At 62.8% G+C, this 17815-nt stretch carries 16 protein-coding genes, 1 tRNA gene and 2 riboswitches; of the genes, 9 read left to right on the forward strand and 8 right to left on the reverse strand.

Annotation, left to right across the window (positions count from 1 at the left end; translation table 11 throughout):
* The 4 genes from RNA01_RS13770 to thiB form a co-directional block, all read right to left on the reverse strand.
* Complete coding sequence (locus RNA01_RS13770; RefSeq protein ID WP_268906693.1) at positions 1 to 1485, reverse strand: M48 family metalloprotease; 1485 nt, start codon at positions 1483 to 1485, stop codon at positions 1 to 3.
* 292 nt (positions 1486 to 1777) lie between these two features.
* Positions 1778 to 2521 carry a thiamine ABC transporter ATP-binding protein gene (locus tag RNA01_RS13775; RefSeq protein WP_147180793.1) on the reverse strand — a complete coding sequence of 248 codons (744 nt, stop codon included), beginning with the start codon at positions 2519 to 2521 and terminating at the stop codon, positions 1778 to 1780.
* Positions 2511 to 4157, reverse strand: coding sequence for a thiamine/thiamine pyrophosphate ABC transporter permease (gene thiP / locus RNA01_RS13780; protein ID WP_147180872.1), 1647 nt, complete (start codon positions 4155 to 4157; stop codon positions 2511 to 2513). The genes RNA01_RS13775 and thiP overlap by 11 nt, the downstream gene beginning before the upstream one ends.
* 2 nt (positions 4158 to 4159) lie before the next feature.
* On the reverse strand, positions 4160 to 5185 hold the full coding sequence (thiB, locus tag RNA01_RS13785) for a thiamine ABC transporter substrate binding subunit (RefSeq protein ID WP_147180794.1): 1026 nt from the start codon (positions 5183 to 5185) through the stop codon (positions 4160 to 4162).
* Positions 5186 to 5231: 46 nt separating this feature from the next.
* A riboswitch (TPP riboswitch) is annotated at positions 5232 to 5347 on the reverse strand.
* Positions 5348 to 5538: 191 nt separating this feature from the next.
* On the opposite strand from thiB, the gene RNA01_RS13790 reads away from it, so the two are divergent.
* Positions 5539 to 7347 (forward strand): ABC transporter ATP-binding protein/permease, encoded by a 1809-nt coding sequence (locus tag RNA01_RS13790; protein WP_147180795.1) that lies wholly within the window; start codon positions 5539 to 5541, stop codon positions 7345 to 7347.
* Between the two features lie 26 nt (positions 7348 to 7373).
* On the opposite strand, the gene RNA01_RS13795 is transcribed toward RNA01_RS13790, so the two are convergent.
* The 3 genes from RNA01_RS13795 to RNA01_RS23685 form a co-directional block, all read right to left on the reverse strand.
* Positions 7374 to 9200, reverse strand: a complete 1827-nt coding sequence (locus tag RNA01_RS13795; protein WP_147180796.1) for an ABC-F family ATP-binding cassette domain-containing protein — start codon at positions 9198 to 9200, stop codon at positions 7374 to 7376.
* A gap of 2 nt (positions 9201 to 9202) precedes the next feature.
* Complete coding sequence (locus RNA01_RS13800) at positions 9203 to 9853, reverse strand: thiamine diphosphokinase (protein ID WP_147180797.1); 651 nt, start codon at positions 9851 to 9853, stop codon at positions 9203 to 9205.
* A 136-nt stretch (positions 9854 to 9989) separates the two neighbouring features.
* The gene (locus RNA01_RS23685) at positions 9990 to 10133 is read right to left on the reverse strand and encodes a hypothetical protein (RefSeq protein ID WP_170253449.1); all 144 of its coding nucleotides are present in this window, start codon (positions 10131 to 10133) and stop codon (positions 9990 to 9992) included.
* A gap of 370 nt (positions 10134 to 10503) precedes the next feature.
* Between RNA01_RS23685 and RNA01_RS13805 the strand changes: the two genes are divergently transcribed.
* From RNA01_RS13805 to RNA01_RS13820, 4 genes are all read left to right on the forward strand, one after another.
* Positions 10504 to 11346: an AAA family ATPase gene (locus RNA01_RS13805; protein WP_147180798.1), complete on the forward strand. Its 843-nt coding sequence runs from the start codon at positions 10504 to 10506 to the stop codon at positions 11344 to 11346.
* A gap of 73 nt (positions 11347 to 11419) precedes the next feature.
* A riboswitch (SAM riboswitch) is annotated at positions 11420 to 11498 on the forward strand.
* A 79-nt stretch (positions 11499 to 11577) separates the two neighbouring features.
* Positions 11578 to 12501 (forward strand): homoserine O-acetyltransferase MetA, encoded by a 924-nt coding sequence (metA, locus tag RNA01_RS13810; protein ID WP_147180799.1) that lies wholly within the window; start codon positions 11578 to 11580, stop codon positions 12499 to 12501.
* A gap of 35 nt (positions 12502 to 12536) precedes the next feature.
* Positions 12537 to 13721, forward strand: coding sequence for a vWA domain-containing protein (locus RNA01_RS13815; protein ID WP_147180800.1), 1185 nt, complete (start codon positions 12537 to 12539; stop codon positions 13719 to 13721).
* Between the two features lie 30 nt (positions 13722 to 13751).
* The gene (locus RNA01_RS13820; RefSeq protein WP_147180801.1) at positions 13752 to 14765 is read left to right on the forward strand and encodes an aldose epimerase family protein; all 1014 of its coding nucleotides are present in this window, start codon (positions 13752 to 13754) and stop codon (positions 14763 to 14765) included.
* Positions 14766 to 14859: 94 nt separating this feature from the next.
* Here RNA01_RS13820 and RNA01_RS13825 read toward each other — a convergent pair.
* Positions 14860 to 14934, reverse strand: a tRNA-Gly gene (locus tag RNA01_RS13825).
* A 296-nt stretch (positions 14935 to 15230) separates the two neighbouring features.
* Between RNA01_RS13825 and RNA01_RS13835 the strand changes: the two genes are divergently transcribed.
* The 4 genes from RNA01_RS13835 (at position 15231) to RNA01_RS13850 (ending at position 17783) form a co-directional block, all read left to right on the forward strand.
* Positions 15231 to 15737, forward strand: a complete 507-nt coding sequence (locus RNA01_RS13835; protein WP_147180803.1) for a prolyl-tRNA synthetase associated domain-containing protein — start codon at positions 15231 to 15233, stop codon at positions 15735 to 15737.
* A gap of 58 nt (positions 15738 to 15795) precedes the next feature.
* Positions 15796 to 16800, forward strand: a complete 1005-nt coding sequence (trxA, locus tag RNA01_RS13840) for a thioredoxin (RefSeq protein ID WP_147180804.1) — start codon at positions 15796 to 15798, stop codon at positions 16798 to 16800.
* Between the two features lie 96 nt (positions 16801 to 16896).
* Complete coding sequence (locus RNA01_RS13845) at positions 16897 to 17580, forward strand: LON peptidase substrate-binding domain-containing protein (RefSeq protein ID WP_147180805.1); 684 nt, start codon at positions 16897 to 16899, stop codon at positions 17578 to 17580.
* Between the two features lie 14 nt (positions 17581 to 17594).
* Entirely contained in the window at positions 17595 to 17783 is a 189-nt protein-coding gene (locus RNA01_RS13850; protein ID WP_147180806.1) for a Trm112 family protein, read from the forward strand.
* The last annotated feature ends 32 nt before the right edge of the window (positions 17784 to 17815 follow it).

Here is a 17815-nt window from a genome sequence, read left to right on the forward strand (position 1 = left end):
TCACTCCGAGATGATCTTGACCTTGGCGCCCGGTAGAACCGTCGAGGTCGGACCCAGCGCGTTGATCAGGCGGAACAGTTCAAGCTTGCGGTCTGTTCCCATCATCCGCGCCGAAAGGGTTCCGATCGTATCGCCCGGAGCCACCGTCACCACGCGGACGCGCAAAGGCTTCAGCGTTGCCGCCTCCTCGGGAGTGATCCGGCGGAAGCTTGCTCTCAGCTTTTCCGCGGTGGGCGCCAGCGCTGCGCTGCCCTTCGGCACAGCCGTCAGGAAGCGGAAGATCTGTGGACCGATGCGGATAACCGTGATGTCGAAGTCCCAACGCTCGGCCGAGGCACGCGCGGTCGCCGCCTCCAGACCGTTTACCTGGGTCTCGTGGATAGTTTCCGGCAGCAGGCCGGTCACCCAGCCGCTGGAGATATAGTTAGACAGGCTGCGGTGCTGGTTGTCGGAAACGCCATCGAAACGGATCGCCACATCACCGGGACCGGTGGCAAGCACCGCTTCGACCTTGTTGTCGATCTGAAATCCTTCCGGCACCTCGAAACGAATGCCAAGACTGCCGTGCAGAAAGGTCTGGCCACGCACATAGCCTTCCTGCGGACTGTCGCCATAGAGCAGGCCGTCGATGCCCTTCAGATAATAGTCGCGTCCGGTTTCGCCATGGGTGCCCTCCGGCCCGAAGGCGCGCGCATGACGCCGCGCCAGTTCGACGCGCTGCGGCGCGTTCGGATGGCTCGACAGGAAGTCGAGGCTCTGATCGGCGTCCGGATCGACCGAAGTGTAATGACTGTAGCGCGCCATGGAATCGAGGAAGCGAGCCGCCGCATAGGGATCATAGCCGGCTTCGCCGAGCGTTCGCACACCGATCACATCGGCCTGCAATTCCTGCTGGCGCGAGAAAGCCGCGAGCCTCAGCTTGCCACGGGCGAGCGCCTGCTTGCCGGCAAGATCGCTCGACAGCACTTCGGCGACAACACGGCTGGCGATCACTTCCGCCTCCTCGCGGCGCTGCCGCTCGATGCCGTGATTGGCCGTCACATGCGCCATTTCATGGCTAAGCACGGCGGCGACCTCCGAGGCGTCGTTGGCGAGCGCCAGCAGACCACGCGTGACGTAGAGATAGCCGCCCGGCAGCGCGAAGGCATTGATCGCCGGGGAGTTCAGGATCGTAATGCGATAGGATTGATTCGGGTTCTCCGAAACCGCGGTCAGCGCGCCGGCGATCCGGGCGACCAGCTTTTCGGTTTTCTCGTCATGGTATTCGCCGCCATAGCTTGCGACGATGCGCGGATGCTCGCGCGCACCCATCTGCGCGCGCGGGTCGTCCTTTTGCACCTCATCGACGATCTGCGGATTATCGGAAGGTCCGACCGTCGGCACATAGGCCTGCTCGAACAGCGACTGGCAGGAGGTGAGCATCAGCGCGGCCCCGAAGAGCGCGACAGCGCCCCGCGCAGCGCTTGAGCGGCTGTGCCGTCGCATGCGATCCATCAGCGATCGGCCCTTACCGTCCATGACTTTCATCCTGCGCCGCCACCAATACGTTCCTGAACCTCTCTGTGAAGCGCTCGAGGCATTCGCGCAACGGACAATCATTCCCGACAGCGCCTTGCCTCTCTGCGGCCCTTTTAGCATCATTTGTTAGATATGGATAAAATTGCATGAGGGAAAAGAGGCGACGCCGGATAAGTCGGAACAAAATGATCAAATGGGACTGGCTGCCCCGGTCTTCCAGCGATTGCCATCAGCGCACGTCCAAAATAAGGCGAACGCCTTACGTGCAGACTTGGCCGGAACCGGGCGTCCCCAAAAACTCAACCACGGAGGCGATGTCACGCCGCCTGGAGAAATCCGCGCACGACGCGGCAAGCAGGATGCGCCCCTTTTCGAGGAACAGGACGTCACTCGCCAGCCGCTCCACCTCCTGCGGGTCATGGCTAACGATGACGATCGTCTGACCCGACTCGCGGTGCAGGTCCAGCAGCAGATCGGCCATGGCGGATCTCAGGCCCGGATCGAGCGCGGCAAAGGGCTCGTCCAGCAGCATGACCGGTTTCCGCCGCACCAGCGCCCGGGCAAAGGCCGCACGCTGTCGCTCGCCACCCGACAACGTCGCCGGCAGCCGCTTCTCATAGCCGCCGAGCCCGACCCGCGTCAGCGCTTGCGACACCGCCTGCCGATCCGCCGGCGTGAGTCTGAACGCCGGGTCGATCCCGAGCCCGACGTTGGTGAAAAGGTCGAGATGGGCAAAGAGATTATTGTCCTGAAACACCAGCGAGACGGGTCGATTGGCCGGCGCAAGCCCGCTGACGTCCTCGCCTCCAATCAGCACCCGCCCCTCATCCGGCTGCTCGAAACCGGCGATCAGCGCAAGCAGGGTCGACTTGCCCGACCCGGAAGGCCCGGCAATCGCGGTGATCGCCCCTTCGGCGATCCGGCCGTCGAAATGGAAATCCGCCGATCCTAGCCGCAACGCGACCTGATCCAGAATGACGGAGCTTTTTCTCTCAACCGGCATCGCGGCTCTCCTTTCGCTTGGTCTCCGGCGTTCCGGCCAATGCCAGCAACAGGCAGACCAGGCCGAGCACCAGCGCCAGCCCGTCGGCATCCTGGTTGCGATAGGCGCCCATGCGGTTATAGATCAGCCATGGCAAGGTCGTGAGGTTCTCCGAGCCGAACAGCGCCACAGCACCGAGATCGCCGAGCGACAACGCCATGGCGAAGGAAAGCGCGGTCAGAACCGGCCGGCGCAGAACCGGCCAGTCGATCAGGCGCAGACGTGCAAGCCCGGCCATGCCAAGACTGTCACAGAGCCTGTCCGTGCGCCGGCGATGTTCCTCGAAAGCCGGCGCAAGCACCCGCATGGCAAAGGGCAGCGCCATCAGAGCATTGATGCAGACGACGACTATCGGCGCGAAGCGCGCGACATCCCCCTCGGCCCGCAGCACCAGGAACCAGCCGGTGCCAAGCACAGCCGTGGGCACCAGAAGGACAAGCGAGGAGATGGCCGAAAGAGCCATGGAAACGAGCCCGGCAAGCGGACGCCGGCGCCGGCCCGCCGCAAGCGCCGTCCGGGCCCGGATCACCGCAATCCCGACCAGGACAGAAACAAGCGCCGCCGAAAGGCCGACGGCAAGACTGCTCGCCGCAGCGTGCAACACCGCCGCATCGGAAAACAGCTTCACCAGATCGGACCGCAGACCGGCGACAAGCACCTGTCCAAGCGGAAGAACGAGAAAAAACGCGGCGGCAAGAATCACGATCCCGTCACCGAGACGGGAAAGCAGCGTTCTCCCGTCGAACCGCCTTGCGACGCCACCCAACGTCGCGCCCGGATCGGTGGGGGCGGGAAACAACGCCATCGCCCCGAGGATCGCCGCCGTCACCACGACCTGCAGGAAAGCGAGCGACACCGCACGCACCGGGTCGAAATCGAGTCGCAGCGCCTGGTAGATCGCCACTTCGATCGTCGCCGCCGCCGGCCCGCCGCCAAGCACCAGCACCAGTGTGAAACTGGTGGCGCAGAGCATGAAGATCAGCCCGGCAATCCCTGGGATCACACGCCACAGAACCGGCCACTCGATGAAACGGAAAATGGCAAGGCCGCCCATGCCGAGACTGGCGCTGGTGCGCCAATATTCCGTGGGGATGCGCTCAAGCCCGGCAAGTAGGAGACGCGTGGCGAGCGGCATGTTGAAGAAGACATGGGCGATCAGGATGCCGGAAAGTCCGTAAATGCTGAACCGCTCACCAGCCCCGAGCCAGACAAGCAGGTCATTGACGATACCCTGCCGGCCCCAGATGCCGACGATCCCGAGCGCGCCGATCAGCACCGGCAGCCCCATAGGCACCGCCATCAGCCGGATCAGCCACCTGCGGCCAGGGAACCGCGACTGGCGCGTCAGCGCGCGCGCCACGGGCACCGCCGCCGCCACCGAGATCAGGGTCGAGAGCGCCGCCTGCAACAGGGTAAACCACAATACCCGACGCACGACCGCATCGCCGGCAATCGCCAGCCCGGACGTCTCCTCACCGACCGACAGCAGCGAGACGACGGCCGTCCCGATAAAGGCGGAAATCAGGGCGAGTACGAAAAGGCCGCCGGCAATCGCCGGCAGCCTGTCATTCGTCACCGGTCGCCGGGACTGCGCCATGCTCAGTTGAGCGTCATGGCGGCGAGCCACTCGTCGATCCACGCCTTGCGGTTCTTCGCCACCTCATCCGGCGTCATCAGGAAAGTCTTCTCCGGCGAAACCAGCTTGCCGAAGGCCGCCGGCAGCGGTTCGGAGGTCGTGCCCGCCGGCATCATCCAGTTATTGGTCGGGATCGTGTCCTGGAAGCCAGGGCTGATCATGAATGCCATGAACTGCCGCGCCAGTTCCTTATCCGGCGCCGTCTTCAGGATGCCGGCGACCTCGATCTGGACATAGTGGCCCTCCTCGAAGGCGGCCGCCTGATAGCGGTCGGTTCCTTCCGCCACCATGTGATAAGCCGGCGAGGTCGTGTAGGACAGCACCATCGGCGCCTCGCCCTTGGTGAACAGGCCATAGGCCTCCGACCAGCCAGGGGTGACCGTCAGCACGCGGTTCTTGAGCTTTGACCAAGCCTCACCAGCCTTGTCGCCATAGACCGATTTCACCCACAGGAGCAGGCCGAGCCCCGGCGTCGAGGTGCGCGGATCCTCGATGACGATCTTCTCCTTCGGATCGCCCTCGACCAGCTCCTTCAGGCTCTTCGGCGGCGCCTTCATCGCCTCGGTGTCGTAGATCACGGCGAAATGGCCGTAGTCATAGGGCACGAAGACATCGTCGGAAAAGCCGCCTGGCACCTTGACCGCCGAGACGTCGATACCATGCGGCTCGAACTGTCCGGTCGCCTTGGCCTCGGCCACCAGATTGGTATCGAGGCCGAGCACGAGATCGGCCTTGGTGCTCTCGCCCTCCAGCTTCACCCGGGTCAGGAGCGCCACCCCATCGGCGACGCCGACGAAGTCGACGGTGCAGTCGCAGGTCTTTTCGAAGGCTTCCTTGACCTTGGGGCCGGGACCCCACTCGGAGATAAAGCTCTCGTAGGTGTAGATGGTCAGCCTCTTGTCGGCCGCAAAGGACGCGGAAGCGGTAAGAGCAAGCGTAAAGAGCGCGGCAAGGCCGCCGCGAATAGGATGATGTCGATGGGTCGGCATAAACAGCCCCTCCTTTGCATGTTTAAATTCCGGGATAGGGCGTCATCTAGGTTACGCGTCTAATCCCTCCGCCGGTGTTAGCCGGATCAGGTTCCGCGGGTTGGCTTCACGCCTCTCAGCCATCGGTCCGTTTCCGGACAGAAGGCACCCCGTTAGAGCAGCAGAAGACATAGCGCCAAGGCAGGTCGCTGGCAAGCCGTCGGCCGGCGCGCGACCTGTCATCGAATGGCCAACACTTTGCCAACATATGCGCGCTAGACTGGAGCAAGGATCACCCGATTTTGCCGGCGTCACATGGACAAGCGCGGCAGGCGTGGTATCTGGTTGCTCCGATACGGCGAGACAGAGACCGCATGTTCAACACTGTACCCGATACCCCTGCGCCAGCCTCCGCACCCGCGCATCAGGCCACCCCGGCCGAGTTGAGCCTGCGGCGTCAACTCGTCATCTCCGGCTCGTCCTTCTGGGCCTCGCCGCTACGCAACCGCATCCTGCTGCTCGCCACCGCGCTTTTGGCGATCATTCTTCTCACCGCCTATGGTCAGATCCTGCTGAACAGCTGGAACGCGCCCTTCTACAATTCGCTCGAACGGCGCGACCTCAACGCTTTCATCGCCGAACTGTGGAATTTCGGCAAGATCGCCGGCTTTCTGCTGGTCCTCAACGTCACCCAGACCTGGCTTAACCAGATGACGGCGCTCTATATGCGCGAAGGCCTGGCGCGCCAGGTCGTCGACGAATGGCTGGCGGACCGCCGTGCCTATCGCCTGTCGCTATCCAGCCCGCTCGGCGTCAATCCCGACCAACGCCTGCACGAGGATACCCGCAAGCTCGCCGAGATGACGACCTCGCTGAGCATTGGTCTGGTGCAGGCGACCATCCTTCTGGTCAGCTTCATCGGTGTGCTCTGGAAATTGTCGAGCGATTTCGTCTTCCATTATCGCGATATGAGCTTTTCCATCCCCGGCTACATGGTCTGGGGCGCGATTCTCTATGCCGGATTGGCCTCGCTGTTCAGCCAGATCATCGGCTGGAACCTCACCCGCCTCAACGCGACACGCTATGCCAACGAGGCGGAGCTGCGCTTCTCGCTGATGCGGGCCAGCGAAAATCTCGAAGCCATCGCACTCGCCCGTGGCGAGGATACCGAGCGCCGACATATCCATGAGAAACTCGACGCGGTCGTGACCTCCATCCGCCGCCTCGCCATGGCTCTGACCAATCTCACCTGGGTCACCGCCGGTTTCGGCTGGTTGGCGACCATCGTGCCCATCCTGATCGCCTCGCCGGCCTATTTCGCTGGAACAATGAGCTTCGGCGGTCTCATGATGGCGGCGGCGGCCTTCAACCAGGTCCATTCGGCGCTGCGCTGGTATGTCAGCAACTACGATTCCATCGCCGACTGGAAGGCCAACCTGATGCGCGTCTCGGCGCTCCGCGCCGCCCTCATCGACATGGGTGAGCAACCAGTCGATGGCGGCATCACCGTTGTTTCCGGCGAACCCGACCGCCTCACGCTCGAAGGTCTCGCTATCGCCTCGCGTGTCGAGGGCAACTGTGAACAGGACGGGTTCCGGCTCAAGGAGAAGGACCCGACGATCCTCGCTGGCAATCATGTGATGATCAACGGTGACCAGGGCGTCAATCGCAAGCTGCTGTTCAATGCGATCGCCGGCCTCTGGCCCTATGGCACCGGACGCATCCTGTTACCCAAGGAAGACGACATCCTTTTCGTACCCCAGCTGGAATACCTGCCGGGGGGCAAACTGCGCAGTGTGCTCGCCTATCCGCTGGCCTCGGCAGGTTTCACCGACGACGCGATGATCGCGGCCCTTGAGCGCGTGGGCCTCGCGCGAATAGCCGGCAGGCTCGACGAGTCCGCCCGCTGGGACCGCCTGCTCGACAAGGACGAGCAAATGGCTCTCTCTTTCGCCGGCCTCATCCTGCGCAAGCCGCGCTGGATCGTCTTCAACGATGTGCTGGAAGGCCTCGAATCGGATACCGTCACCAGACTGTCTGGCGTTCTGACCGAACTCTCCGGCTCGACACTGATCTACATAGGCCGCTCCGGCGCCTTCTACGACACGCTCTCGCCAAGCCTGCTGCATCTGGAGCGGACAAGATGCGAGCCGCAAGAAGAGACGGAGAAGGTCACGAACTGACGTCCGTCTGCCGGCTGAAGGAGATTTTACCCCTCCAGCTCCTCGCGCAGCATTTCCAGCTCCAGCCACTCCTCCTCCATGCGGACGAGGTCAGCGCGCAGCTTCTCCGTCTCGGCGGCCAGCTTGTTGAAGGTCGCGGGATCCTTTGTGAAGAGGTTCGGATCGGCCATCTTCGCCTCGCGAGCGGCGATCTCCTTTTCCGTCTTCTCCATCTCCTTCGGCAGGTTCTCCAGCGCGAACTTCTGCTTGAAGGAGAGCTTTCCCTTGGCCTTGCCACCGCCATCCGCCGGCTTGGTGTTGTCGGAGGACTTCGCCTTTTCCGCCTTCTCCACCCGCTTGCGTTCGTCCTCGACGCCCTTCTTCTGCGCCAACATGTCGGAATAACCGCCGGCATATTCGATCCAGCGGCCGTCCGGATGCTCCGGATCGGCCGGCGCGATCGTCGATGTCACCGTGCGGTCGAGGAAGTCACGATCGTGGCTGACGAGGATGACCGTGCCGGAATAGCCGGCGACGATCTCCTGCAACAGGTCGAGCGTCTCGATGTCGAGGTCGTTGGTCGGCTCATCAAGGATCAGAAGATTCGACGGTTTGGCCATGATCCGCGCCAGCATCAGGCGTGCGCGCTCGCCACCAGAGAGATTCTTGATCGGCGTACGGGCCTGCTCCGGCTGGAACAGGAAGTCCTTCATATAGCCGGTCACATGCTTCTGCTCGCCATTGACCAGGAGATTGTCGCCACGGCCATCGGTCAGGTAATGCGCCAGCGAGTCCTCGGGATCGAGGTCCTCGCGCTTCTGGTCGAGCACGGCGATCTCGAGATTGGTGCCGAGCTTTACCTTGCCGCTGTCGGGTTTCAGCTGGCCTGTCAGCATCTTGAGTAGCGTTGTCTTGCCGGCGCCGTTCGGGCCGATCAGACCGATGCAGTCGCCTCGATGCACGCGGATCGAGAACGGCGCGACGATCGTCCGCTCACCATAGACCTTGGTGATCTTGTCCGCCTCGATAACGAGTTTGCCGCTCTCCTTGCCTTCCGTGGCGTTTGCCTGGATCGTGCCCTGCGGCCCCTTGTGGCCGCGATATTCGGCCCTGAGGCTCTGCAGGTTGCCGAGACGGCGCATATTGCGCTTGCGCCTTGCCGTCACGCCATAGCGCAACCAGTGCTCCTCGCGCTGAATCTCCTTGCCGAGCTTGTGCCGCTCGATTTCTTCCTCTTCCAGCACCTTGTCGCGCCATTCCTCGAAATGCCCGAAACCGCGATTGAGGCGGCGCGACAGCCCCCGATCAAGCCAGACCGTGGCGGTCGACACCTTCTCCAGGAAGCGTCTGTCGTGCGAGATCAGCACGAGCGCGCTGCGGCTCTTCTGCAACTCGCCTTCCAGCCACTCGATAGTCGGCAGGTCGAGATGGTTGGTCGGCTCGTCGAGCATGAGGATATCGGGTTCCGGCGCCAGGACGCGGGCAAGCGCCGCGCGGCGGGCCTCGCCGCCCGACAGACTGGCCGGGTCTTCCTGACCGGAAAGCCCGAGATGTTCCAGTAGATAGGTGACTCGATAGGGATCGTCGCCCGGCCCAAGCCCGGCTTCGCAGTAAGCCTGCACGGTCTTGAAGGCGCCGAAATCAGGCGCCTGCTCGAGATAGCGGATCGTCGCGGCCGGATGGCGAAACACCTCGCCCGACTGCGCCTCGACCATGCCGGCGGCAATCTTCATCAGCGTCGACTTGCCCGAGCCGTTGCGGCCCACCAGACAGATGCGGTCGCCCGGCTCCACCTGCAGGCTGGCGCCGTTCAAAAGCGGGGCGCCGCCGAAGGACAGGAAAATGTCGTCGAGTTTGAGAATGGGAGGCGCCAAGGTCAAGCTCCGGAAAGGTCATAGGGGCGCGCGAGGATCACGGCGTCGCCGCTTTTCAGCGAAAAGGACACCGGCCCTTCGGCCACGTTGGAAATGGTGCGCGATGACCCGAAGGCCAGCGCGAAATCGGTGAGCGGATAGCGGGCATTGCCGATCGTCAGCCCGGCAAGCGGCGAAAATCCGAGGATCGAGAACAGCGAGCCCTTGGGCAGGTCGAGCGTCAACTCGGCGCGAAGCAGCGGAAAGGCCTCTTCCGTCCCCGAGCTCATCATCACGTCGATGCCGGCCTTGGCCAGGGCAACGCCGGAGAGCAAATGCATGACCGCGTGGTCCGAACGTTCCCCGCCAAGCGCGCCGGCCAGAACCAGCCTCGTCGCCCCGCGCGACAGGGCCTGTTCCACAGCGATCTCGCCATCGGTCGACGCCTTCTGCGCCGGATAGGGCATGCGCGGCACGCCGGGAAAATCCTCGACCGGCAGATCGGCCGAACTGTCGAAATCACCGACCCACAGCTCCGGCGAAAGGCCGAGCGCGGCCGCATGGCGCATGCCGCCATCGGCCGCGATGGCGCGGCTTCCCGCGACCGCGGCTCTCAGCCGTTCGGTCGGGGTCAATGCCCCGCCGAGCAGGATGGTGAAGGTCGTGTCCGTCATGGATGAGCCCATAGCGCATATGGGCCGTGAAGGGAAAGGCCGTTTCCTCTAGCCCTTGCCACCTGACTGGACGCCAGGGCGCCGATCGGGCCGGACACGACGCTTGGTCGTGTTGTTGCTGGACGCCGGCGGCGCCTCAGCGCTTGGCGGTGCCGTCCTTGGCGGTTTCGGCATTCTTCAGCTGGTTGGTGAAGCCGGACGTCTTCGGCGCATCGACCTTGGTTTTATCCTTCTTGGGTTTTCGCACTTCGCGGTTCGAACGTACCTGACCTTTGGCCATGGGTATCTTCCTTTGGTGAAGGATCGCGGGCCACCCTTGATGGCAGCGCTCGATCGGGAACAGGTGATCTTCAATCGTCTATCGGTAGAATTCTTCATACTTGAAGCGAATGCGGCCGGCGGTGCCATGAGTCTGGCAGAACCGGCCGGAGAATGCGCTCGCCGTCATCCAGGACATGACCTTTCTTGCCTGGAAACAAGCGTTGAAACACGAACATACGACGCGTATCGCTGGATTCAGCCTGTCAGATTCCAGCCTTTTTACAAGCATTATCTGGCGCGTCGGCGCGGCCCGAAACCGCCTCTCCATCTTGCACTGCCCCCTTTGCGCCACTAGGTTCACCGTCGAGGATCAGCCAGGAAGATCAAGCATGCAATTTCACGGTACCGCCGACTATATCGCCGACAAGGACCTGATGGTCGCCGTCAACGCGGCAATCGCGCTCGAGCGGCCACTGCTTGTCAAGGGCGAGCCCGGCACCGGCAAGACCGAACTCGCCCGGCAGGTAGCGGCAGCCCTTGGTCTCGAGATGATCGAATGGAGCATCAAATCGACCACCAAGGCGCAGCAGGGCCTTTACGAATATGATGCGGTTTCGCGTCTGCGCGACAGCCAGCTCGGTGACGCGCGCGTCAATGACGTTTCGAACTACATCCGAAAGGGCAAGCTCTGGCAGGCCTTCGCCGCCGGCAAGAAGACTGTTCTGCTGATCGACGAGATCGACAAGGCCGACATCGAGTTCCCCAACGACCTTCTGCAGGAACTCGACCGCATGGAATTCCATGTCTACGAGACCGGCGAAACCGTGAAAGCGGCCGTACGGCCAATCGTCATCATCACCTCGAACAACGAGAAGGAGCTGCCGGACGCCTTCCTGCGCCGCTGCTTCTTCCACTACATCCGCTTCCCCGATGCTGACACGCTGTCGCGCATCGTCGAGGTCCATTACCCCGGCATCAAACAGACATTGATCGCCAGTGCGCTGACCCGCTTCTACGAGATCCGCGAGACGCCGGGCCTGAGGAAGAAACCGTCGACCTCCGAAGCGCTCGACTGGATCCGCCTGCTGGTCGCCGAGGACGTCGAACCGGCCGATCTGCGTGCCGATCCCAAGCAAGCGCTACCCAAGCTGCATGGCGCCCTCCTGAAGAACGAACAGGACGTCCACTTGTTCGAACGGCTGGCCTTCATGGCGCGGCGGGAAGGTCGCTGACAGGCCGCATCGCCCGCAAGCTGCGGCGCAGCATGGTTTTTCATTGATCTTCCGCAGGAAGACGACTATCTAAAGCCGGTCCCGTGGTGATTTGGCCGGCCGGCTTGCAGCCACGTTAAAGAAGTCGCTAAAGGGGCCGAGGAAAGTCGTCATTTTCCCGAGCACCGGTCGCGATTTCTCGCCGCCGGTTTTATTTTGCGGTTTTTCCGCCAATGCTGGGAATGAGAAACGATGCCGATCAGGATACCCGACACGCTGCCCGCCTTCGAGACCCTCGTAAACGAGGGCGTGCGGGTGATGACCGAGACGATGGCTGTCCGCCAGGATATCCGTCCGTTGCAGATCGGCCTGCTCAATCTCATGCCGAACAAGATCAAGACCGAGGTTCAGTTCGCCCGCCTGATCGGCGCCTCGCCGCTCCAGGTCGAGTTCACGCTCGTCCGGATCGGCGGCCACAAGGCCAAGAACACATCTGAAGAACACCTGCTGTCCTTCTACCAGACTTGGGAAGAGGTGAAGGACCGCAAGTTCGACGGCTTCATCATCACTGGCGCGCCGGTCGAGACGCTGCCTTACGAAGAGGTGACCTACTGGGACGAGATGCAGCGGATCTTCGACTGGACTGAAACCAACGTCCATTCGACGATGAATGTCTGTTGGGGCGCGATGGCCGCCATCTACCATTTCCACAAGGTGCCCAAGCACGCCCTCAAGGAAAAGGCCTTCGGCGTCTACCGCCATCGCAACCTGTCGCCGGCCTCCGTCTATCTCAACGGCTTTTCTGACGACTTCCAGGTCCCGGTGTCGCGCTGGACCGAGGTGCGCCGCGCCGATATCGAGAAAGTGCCGGGCCTCGAGATCCTGATGGAATCCAACGAGATGGGCGTCTGCCTTGTGCATGAGAAGAAGGGCAACCGGCTCTACATGTTCAACCACGTCGAATATGATTCGACGTCGCTCGCCGACGAGTATTTCCGCGACGTGAATGCCGGCATACCCATCAAGATGCCGTACGACTATTTCCCGCATAACGACCCGACGCTGACACCGCTCAACCGCTGGCGCAGCCACGCGCATCTGCTGTTCGGCAATTGGATCAACGAAATCTACCAGACGACGCCTTACGATCTGCGAGAGATCGGGGTCGGGCGCTGATGGTGCAGCACGGCGGCAAGGAGTGATAGAGGCCGATGTTCATCCCCTTCTTCCTCAAGCTCAAGGAAGCGCGGATCCCGGTGACGCTGCGGGAATTCCTCGCCTTGCTCGAAGGCATGGAGAAGGGGCTCGTCGACTTCGACACGGAGGCCTTCTACTTCCTCGCCCGCACAGCGCTGGTCAAGGATGAGCGCCATATCGACCGCTTCGACCGGGTGTTCTCGGAAATGTTCGGCGGGCTGGAAGCCGTTTCCGGCGCCGATGGCGTCGAGACTGTGCCGATCCCTGAGGAATGGCTGAGGAAGCTCGCCGAGAAGCACCTGTCGGACGAGGACAAGAAGTTGATCGAAGCGCTCGGCGGCTTCGACAAGCTGATGGAGACGCTGCGCGAGCGACTGGCCGAGCAGAAGGGCCGCCACCAGGGCGGCTCGAAATGGATCGGCACCGCCGGCACCTCACCCTTCGGTGCCTATGGCTACAATCCGGAAGGCGTGCGCATCGGCCAGAACGAATCGCGCCACCGCCGCGCCGTGAAGGTCTGGGATAAGCGCGAGTTCAAGAACCTCGACGACACGGTCGAGCTCGGCACCCGCAACATCAAGGTGGCGCTGAGGCGCCTGCGCCGTTTCATCCGCGAGGGTGCGGCAGAGGAATTCGATCTTTCCGGCACCATCCGCGCGACCGCCGAGCACGGCTATCTCGACGTGAAGACCCAGCCGGAGCGGCGCAATGCCGTGAAGCTGCTGATGTTCTTCGACATCGGCGGATCGATGGACGACCATGTGCGCATCGTCGAGGAGCTGTTCTCCGCGGCACGCTCCGAATTCCGCCACATGGACTATTTCTACTTTCACAACTGCCCCTACGAGCGGGTGTGGAAGGACAATCGCCGCCGCATGGCCGAGGTCATTGCGACCGAGGACATCATCCGCACCTTCGGTCCGGACTACCGGCTGATCTTCGTCGGCGACGCGTCGATGAGCCCCTACGAGATCAGCCATGCCGGCGGCTCGGTCGAACACTGGAACACCGAGGCGGGCGCCGTCTGGATCGACCGGCTGACCGCCCACTTCCGCCGCAGCCTGTGGATCAACCCGCTAAGACAGGACGCGTGGGGCTACACCCAGTCGGTTGGCATGATACGCCAGTTGTTGGGAAACCGGATGTATCCGCTGACGCTCGGCGGCCTGGAAGAGGCGGCGCGCGAACTGGCGAAATAGACGGCGATGGCCGCGAATCGGGGGAATGGCATGACGGACAGGGAAATCTTCGGCACGACCTCAAAGGGCGAAACGGTCGAGCGGGTCACGCTGCGCGCCGGCGGCCTGATGGCGAAGATCATCACCTTCGGCGCCGCGATCCAGGATTTGCGCCTTGCCGGACATGACGCGCCGCTGGTGCTCGGCTTCGAGCGTTTCGAGGACTACGAGCAGCACTCGCCTTTTTTCGGCGCCACGCCCGGCCGGTGCGCCAACCGCATCGCCCATGGCCGTTTCAGCATCGACGGCACCGACTACCAGCTGGAGCTGAACGAGCGCGGCCTGACACATCTGCACGGCGGCTCGGACGGCACGGCCCGGATGAACTGGACGATTACCGATCTCGGCGCCGATCGCGTGACAATGGAAGTCACCGATCCAGACGGTCGCGCCGGCTATCCCGGCAATTGCGGGATCCGCGCGACCTATACCCTGAAGGATGACGGCGTGCTCTCGGTGATCTACGAGAGCCGCACGGACCGGCCGACACCGGTCAATGTCTGCCAGCATGCCTATTTCAACCTCGACGGTCTCGACGACATCCTCGGCCACGACCTGATGATCGCCGCCGACCATTATCTGCCGGTCGACCGCGACCTGATCCCGACCGGCGAACGCGCGTCTGTCGCCGGAACACCCTTCGATTTCCGCGAAATGGCGCCGATCGCGCGCAAGGAACATCACAAGCAGGTCGCCTTCGACCACAACTTCTGTCTGGCGCAGGCGCGCATGACCAAGCAGCCCGTGGTACTGGCCCGCAGCATCAACTCAGGCGTGACCATGGAAGTACGGACCACGGAACCCGGTGTGCAGTTCTACGCCGGCGTCTATCTCGACGTCCCCGTTCCCGGCCTCGAGGGCCGCACCTACGGCCCTTATGCCGGCTTCTGCCTGGAAACCCAGATCTGGCCAGACGCGGTCAACCACACGGACTTCCCCAACGCCATCCTGCGGCCCGGCGAAGTGCTCCGCCAGGAAACCGACTATGTCTTTTCGAAGAGCTGAGGAAAGCGGCCTTCGGGCCGCGGCCACACCGCGCGACAATGCAAGGTTTCCGCCGGGGTGGCGAACACAGTCGTCATCGTAATCGGAAGAAAAATGGAGCGGGTGAAGCGATTCGAACGCTCGACCCCAACCTTGGCAAGGTTGTGCTCTACCCCTGAGCTACACCCGCTCATTGCCGCGATCCTGGGGTAGTTGGTGGATCGTGGGCCGCCGTTTCTTGCGGCGACGGGCGCTATATGGCCTAACCGTTTTTCAAATGCAACAGGGAAATGACGAAATTTTCGAGAAAAATTCGATGTCTTTTTTCGCCGCCGCCAAAGTCCCGGAAACGCGGGCTTTTGTCGCTGTCCGACGTTGCCAAGGGCTTTGGTCGGCCGTATCACTTCGCGACAAGATCAGCCGGATCGGCCTTGGTTCGACCTTGGCCCGACCTTGGAAAGCCAAGATCCCAGGAAGAAAAATGCGATGACCAGCCAGCCGAAGACTGCCGAAGACCTCTACCGTTTCCTTGATGACCTCGGGATCCGTCACGAGACAAAGCACCATGAACCGGTCTTCACCGTCGCCGAATCGGTCTCTCTACGCGACGAGATCCCCGGCGGTCATACCAAGAACCTGTTCGTCAAGGACAAGAAGGACCAGTTCTTCCTGCTGACCGTCGAGGAGAACGCCGTCGTCGATCTGAAGACGGTGCACACGCTGATCGGCGCGGCCAGCAAAGTCTCCTTCGGCAAGCCGGAGAAGCTGATGGACTATCTCGGGGTCATTCCGGGCTCGGTCACCGTCTTCGGCGCCATCAATGACACCGGCCACAATGTGACCTTTGTGCTCGACAAGGACCTGATGCAGCACGACATCATCAACGGCCACCCGCTGTCGAACGACGCCACCACTTCGGTCGCCCGCGATGACATCCTGCGCTTTCTCGAGGCGACGGGCCACACGCCGCTTGTCTTGAAAGTCACGGCCTGACATACGATCTTAAGCGGAAAATTGGCCCGGCGCGGCCTGAATATGCGGGAGACGAGCGATGAGCGACAACAGCAACCCCTACGGCGGTTATGGTGGACAATTGACCGGCCAGGCGCATTTCGGCGCCGCCCCGGCGGCTTCGGCCCCGGCACCAACCCCAACACCGGCCTCAGCACCGGCCGCGGCTGGCCTTGTCAGGGACACCACCACCGCCGGCTTTGCCAAGGACGTGCTGGAAGAATCCCGTAACCAGCCGGTTCTGGTCGATTTCTGGGCGCCTTGGTGCGGCCCCTGCAAACAGCTCGCCCCGGTGATCGAGAAAGTGGTCAATGAGGAGAAGGGCCGCGTCAAGCTGGTCAAGCTCAACATCGATGATCATCCCGCCATTCCCGGCCAGCTCGGCATCCAGTCGATCCCCGCTGTCGTCGCCTTTGTCGACGGCCGTCCGGTGGACGGCTTCATGGGCGCCGTGCCGGAAAGCCAGATTCGTCAGTTCATCGACAAGATCGCCGGCCCCGCCGGCGCCGATCAGGCAGCCGAGATCGAGGCAGCGCTCGAAGAAGCCGCCACCCTGCTGGCGGCCGGTGACATCAACGGCGCCGCCCAGCTCTACGGCGCGGTGCTTCAGGCCGATCCGGAGAACGCCAAGGCCGCCGCCGGCATGGGCGAATGCATGCTGGCTGCCGGCCAGCACGACCGCGCCCGTGAACTCGTCGCCGGCATGCCCGACGAACACAAGAAGGCGCCCGAGGTGCAAGCGGTCTCCAAGAAAATCGAACAGATGGACGAGGCCCGCAAGCTCGGCGATCCTGCCGCCCTCGAGCATGCACTGGCGCTCAATCCGGATGACCATGAAGCCCGCATGAAGCTTGCCAAGATCCTCAACGTCAGCGGCAGACGCGAGGAGGCGGCCGAACACCTGCTACTCATCATGAAGCGCGACCGCACTTTCGATGACGACGGTGCACGCCGCCAGCTTGTCGAGTTCTTCGAAGCCTGGGGCCCGAAGGACCCGGCGACGATCATGGCGCGGCGCAAGCTGTCGTCTATTCTGTTTTCGTGAGGCGGGGGGCCAAAGCGGCCCTTGAGTTTTCGCCGACGCGAACCACATTATGAAGGAGGCTGCGGCGCGTCTCGTGCCGCAGAAGGGTGGAGTTTTATGCAAGTCGGCAATGCCAGATATCTGACCGAGAACGACCTGCCGGAGGTTTTGCCGGTATTTGCGATCGCCGGCGCCCTTCTCCTGCCGGGCGGTCAGTTGCCGCTCAATATTTTCGAACCGCGCTATATCGCCATGTTCGATGCGGCCATGGCCGGAAACCGACTGATCGGCATGATCCAGCCTGCACTCACCGAAGGCCTGACGGGCGACATCCTGCCCGAACGCCCGGCCCTCTGCCAGATCGGCTGTATCGGCCGAATCACCTCACTCACCGAGACCGGCGACGGTCGCTATATCACCTCGCTCGGTGGCATCTGTCGCTTTCGCCTGCTCGACGAGGTAAACGGCGCCAAGCCCTATCGCAGCTTTCGCATCGCGCCCTTCATCTCCGACCTCAAGAGCGATCCCGACGAGGAGACAAGCGTCGACCGCTCTGGCCTGCTCGCTGCCTTCCGCGCCTATCTCGACGCCAACAAGCTCGAGGCCGACTGGGAAAGCGTAGAACGTGCCAGCAATGTCACGCTGGTCAATTCCCTTTCGATGATGTCGCCCTTCGGCCCAGCGGAAAAACAGGCACTGCTTGAGGCCCCGGACTTGAAGACCCGCGCCGAAACCCTGATCGCCATCACCGAGATCCTGCTCGCCCGCGAGTTCGGCGATAGCGAACCACGTCTGCAATAGGACCTCGGATAGCCATGGACGAGCGAATGAGCAAGGTGGACGTGAAACTGCTCGAACTGCTGGTCTGTCCACTGACGCAAGGCCGCCTGAGCTATGACCGCGACAAGAACGAGCTGATCTCCGAGCGCGCCCGGCTCGCCTACCCGATCCGCGATGGCATTCCGATCATGCTTGTGTCGGAGGCCCGCAAGATCAGCGAGTGAGCGGGAGGTGAGCGGTCTGGCCGACTCCCCGC

This window comes from Paenirhizobium naphthalenivorans, assembly GCF_007992095.1.
GTDB lineage: Bacteria > Pseudomonadota > Alphaproteobacteria > Rhizobiales > Rhizobiaceae > Allorhizobium > Allorhizobium naphthalenivorans.

Bases quoted from the DNA above. Each gene is read 5' to 3' on its own strand.
- RNA01_RS13800 (WP_147180797.1), bottom strand. From the start codon at position 9,853: ATGACGGACACGACCTTCACCATCCTGCTCGGCGGGGCATTGACCCCG.
- metA (WP_147180799.1), top strand. From the start codon at position 11,578: ATGCCGATCAGGATACCCGACACGCTGCCCGCCTTCGAGACCCTCGTA.
- thiB (WP_147180794.1), bottom strand. From the start codon at position 5,185: ATGCCGACCCATCGACATCATCCTATTCGCGGCGGCCTTGCCGCGCTC.
- thiP (WP_147180872.1), bottom strand. From the start codon at position 4,157: ATGGCGCAGTCCCGGCGACCGGTGACGAATGACAGGCTGCCGGCGATT.
- RNA01_RS13775 (WP_147180793.1), bottom strand. From the start codon at position 2,521: ATGCCGGTTGAGAGAAAAAGCTCCGTCATTCTGGATCAGGTCGCGTTG.
- RNA01_RS13790 (WP_147180795.1), top strand. From the start codon at position 5,539: ATGTTCAACACTGTACCCGATACCCCTGCGCCAGCCTCCGCACCCGCG.
- RNA01_RS13805 (WP_147180798.1), top strand. From the start codon at position 10,504: ATGCAATTTCACGGTACCGCCGACTATATCGCCGACAAGGACCTGATG.
- RNA01_RS13850 (WP_147180806.1), top strand. From the start codon at position 17,595: ATGGACGAGCGAATGAGCAAGGTGGACGTGAAACTGCTCGAACTGCTG.
- RNA01_RS13815 (WP_147180800.1), top strand. From the start codon at position 12,537: ATGTTCATCCCCTTCTTCCTCAAGCTCAAGGAAGCGCGGATCCCGGTG.
- RNA01_RS13770 (WP_268906693.1), bottom strand. From the start codon at position 1,485: ATGCGACGGCACAGCCGCTCAAGCGCTGCGCGGGGCGCTGTCGCGCTC.
- trxA (WP_147180804.1), top strand. From the start codon at position 15,796: ATGAGCGACAACAGCAACCCCTACGGCGGTTATGGTGGACAATTGACC.
- RNA01_RS13845 (WP_147180805.1), top strand. From the start codon at position 16,897: ATGCAAGTCGGCAATGCCAGATATCTGACCGAGAACGACCTGCCGGAG.
- RNA01_RS13820 (WP_147180801.1), top strand. From the start codon at position 13,752: ATGACGGACAGGGAAATCTTCGGCACGACCTCAAAGGGCGAAACGGTC.
- RNA01_RS23685 (WP_170253449.1), bottom strand. From the start codon at position 10,133: ATGGCCAAAGGTCAGGTACGTTCGAACCGCGAAGTGCGAAAACCCAAG.
- RNA01_RS13835 (WP_147180803.1), top strand. From the start codon at position 15,231: ATGACCAGCCAGCCGAAGACTGCCGAAGACCTCTACCGTTTCCTTGAT.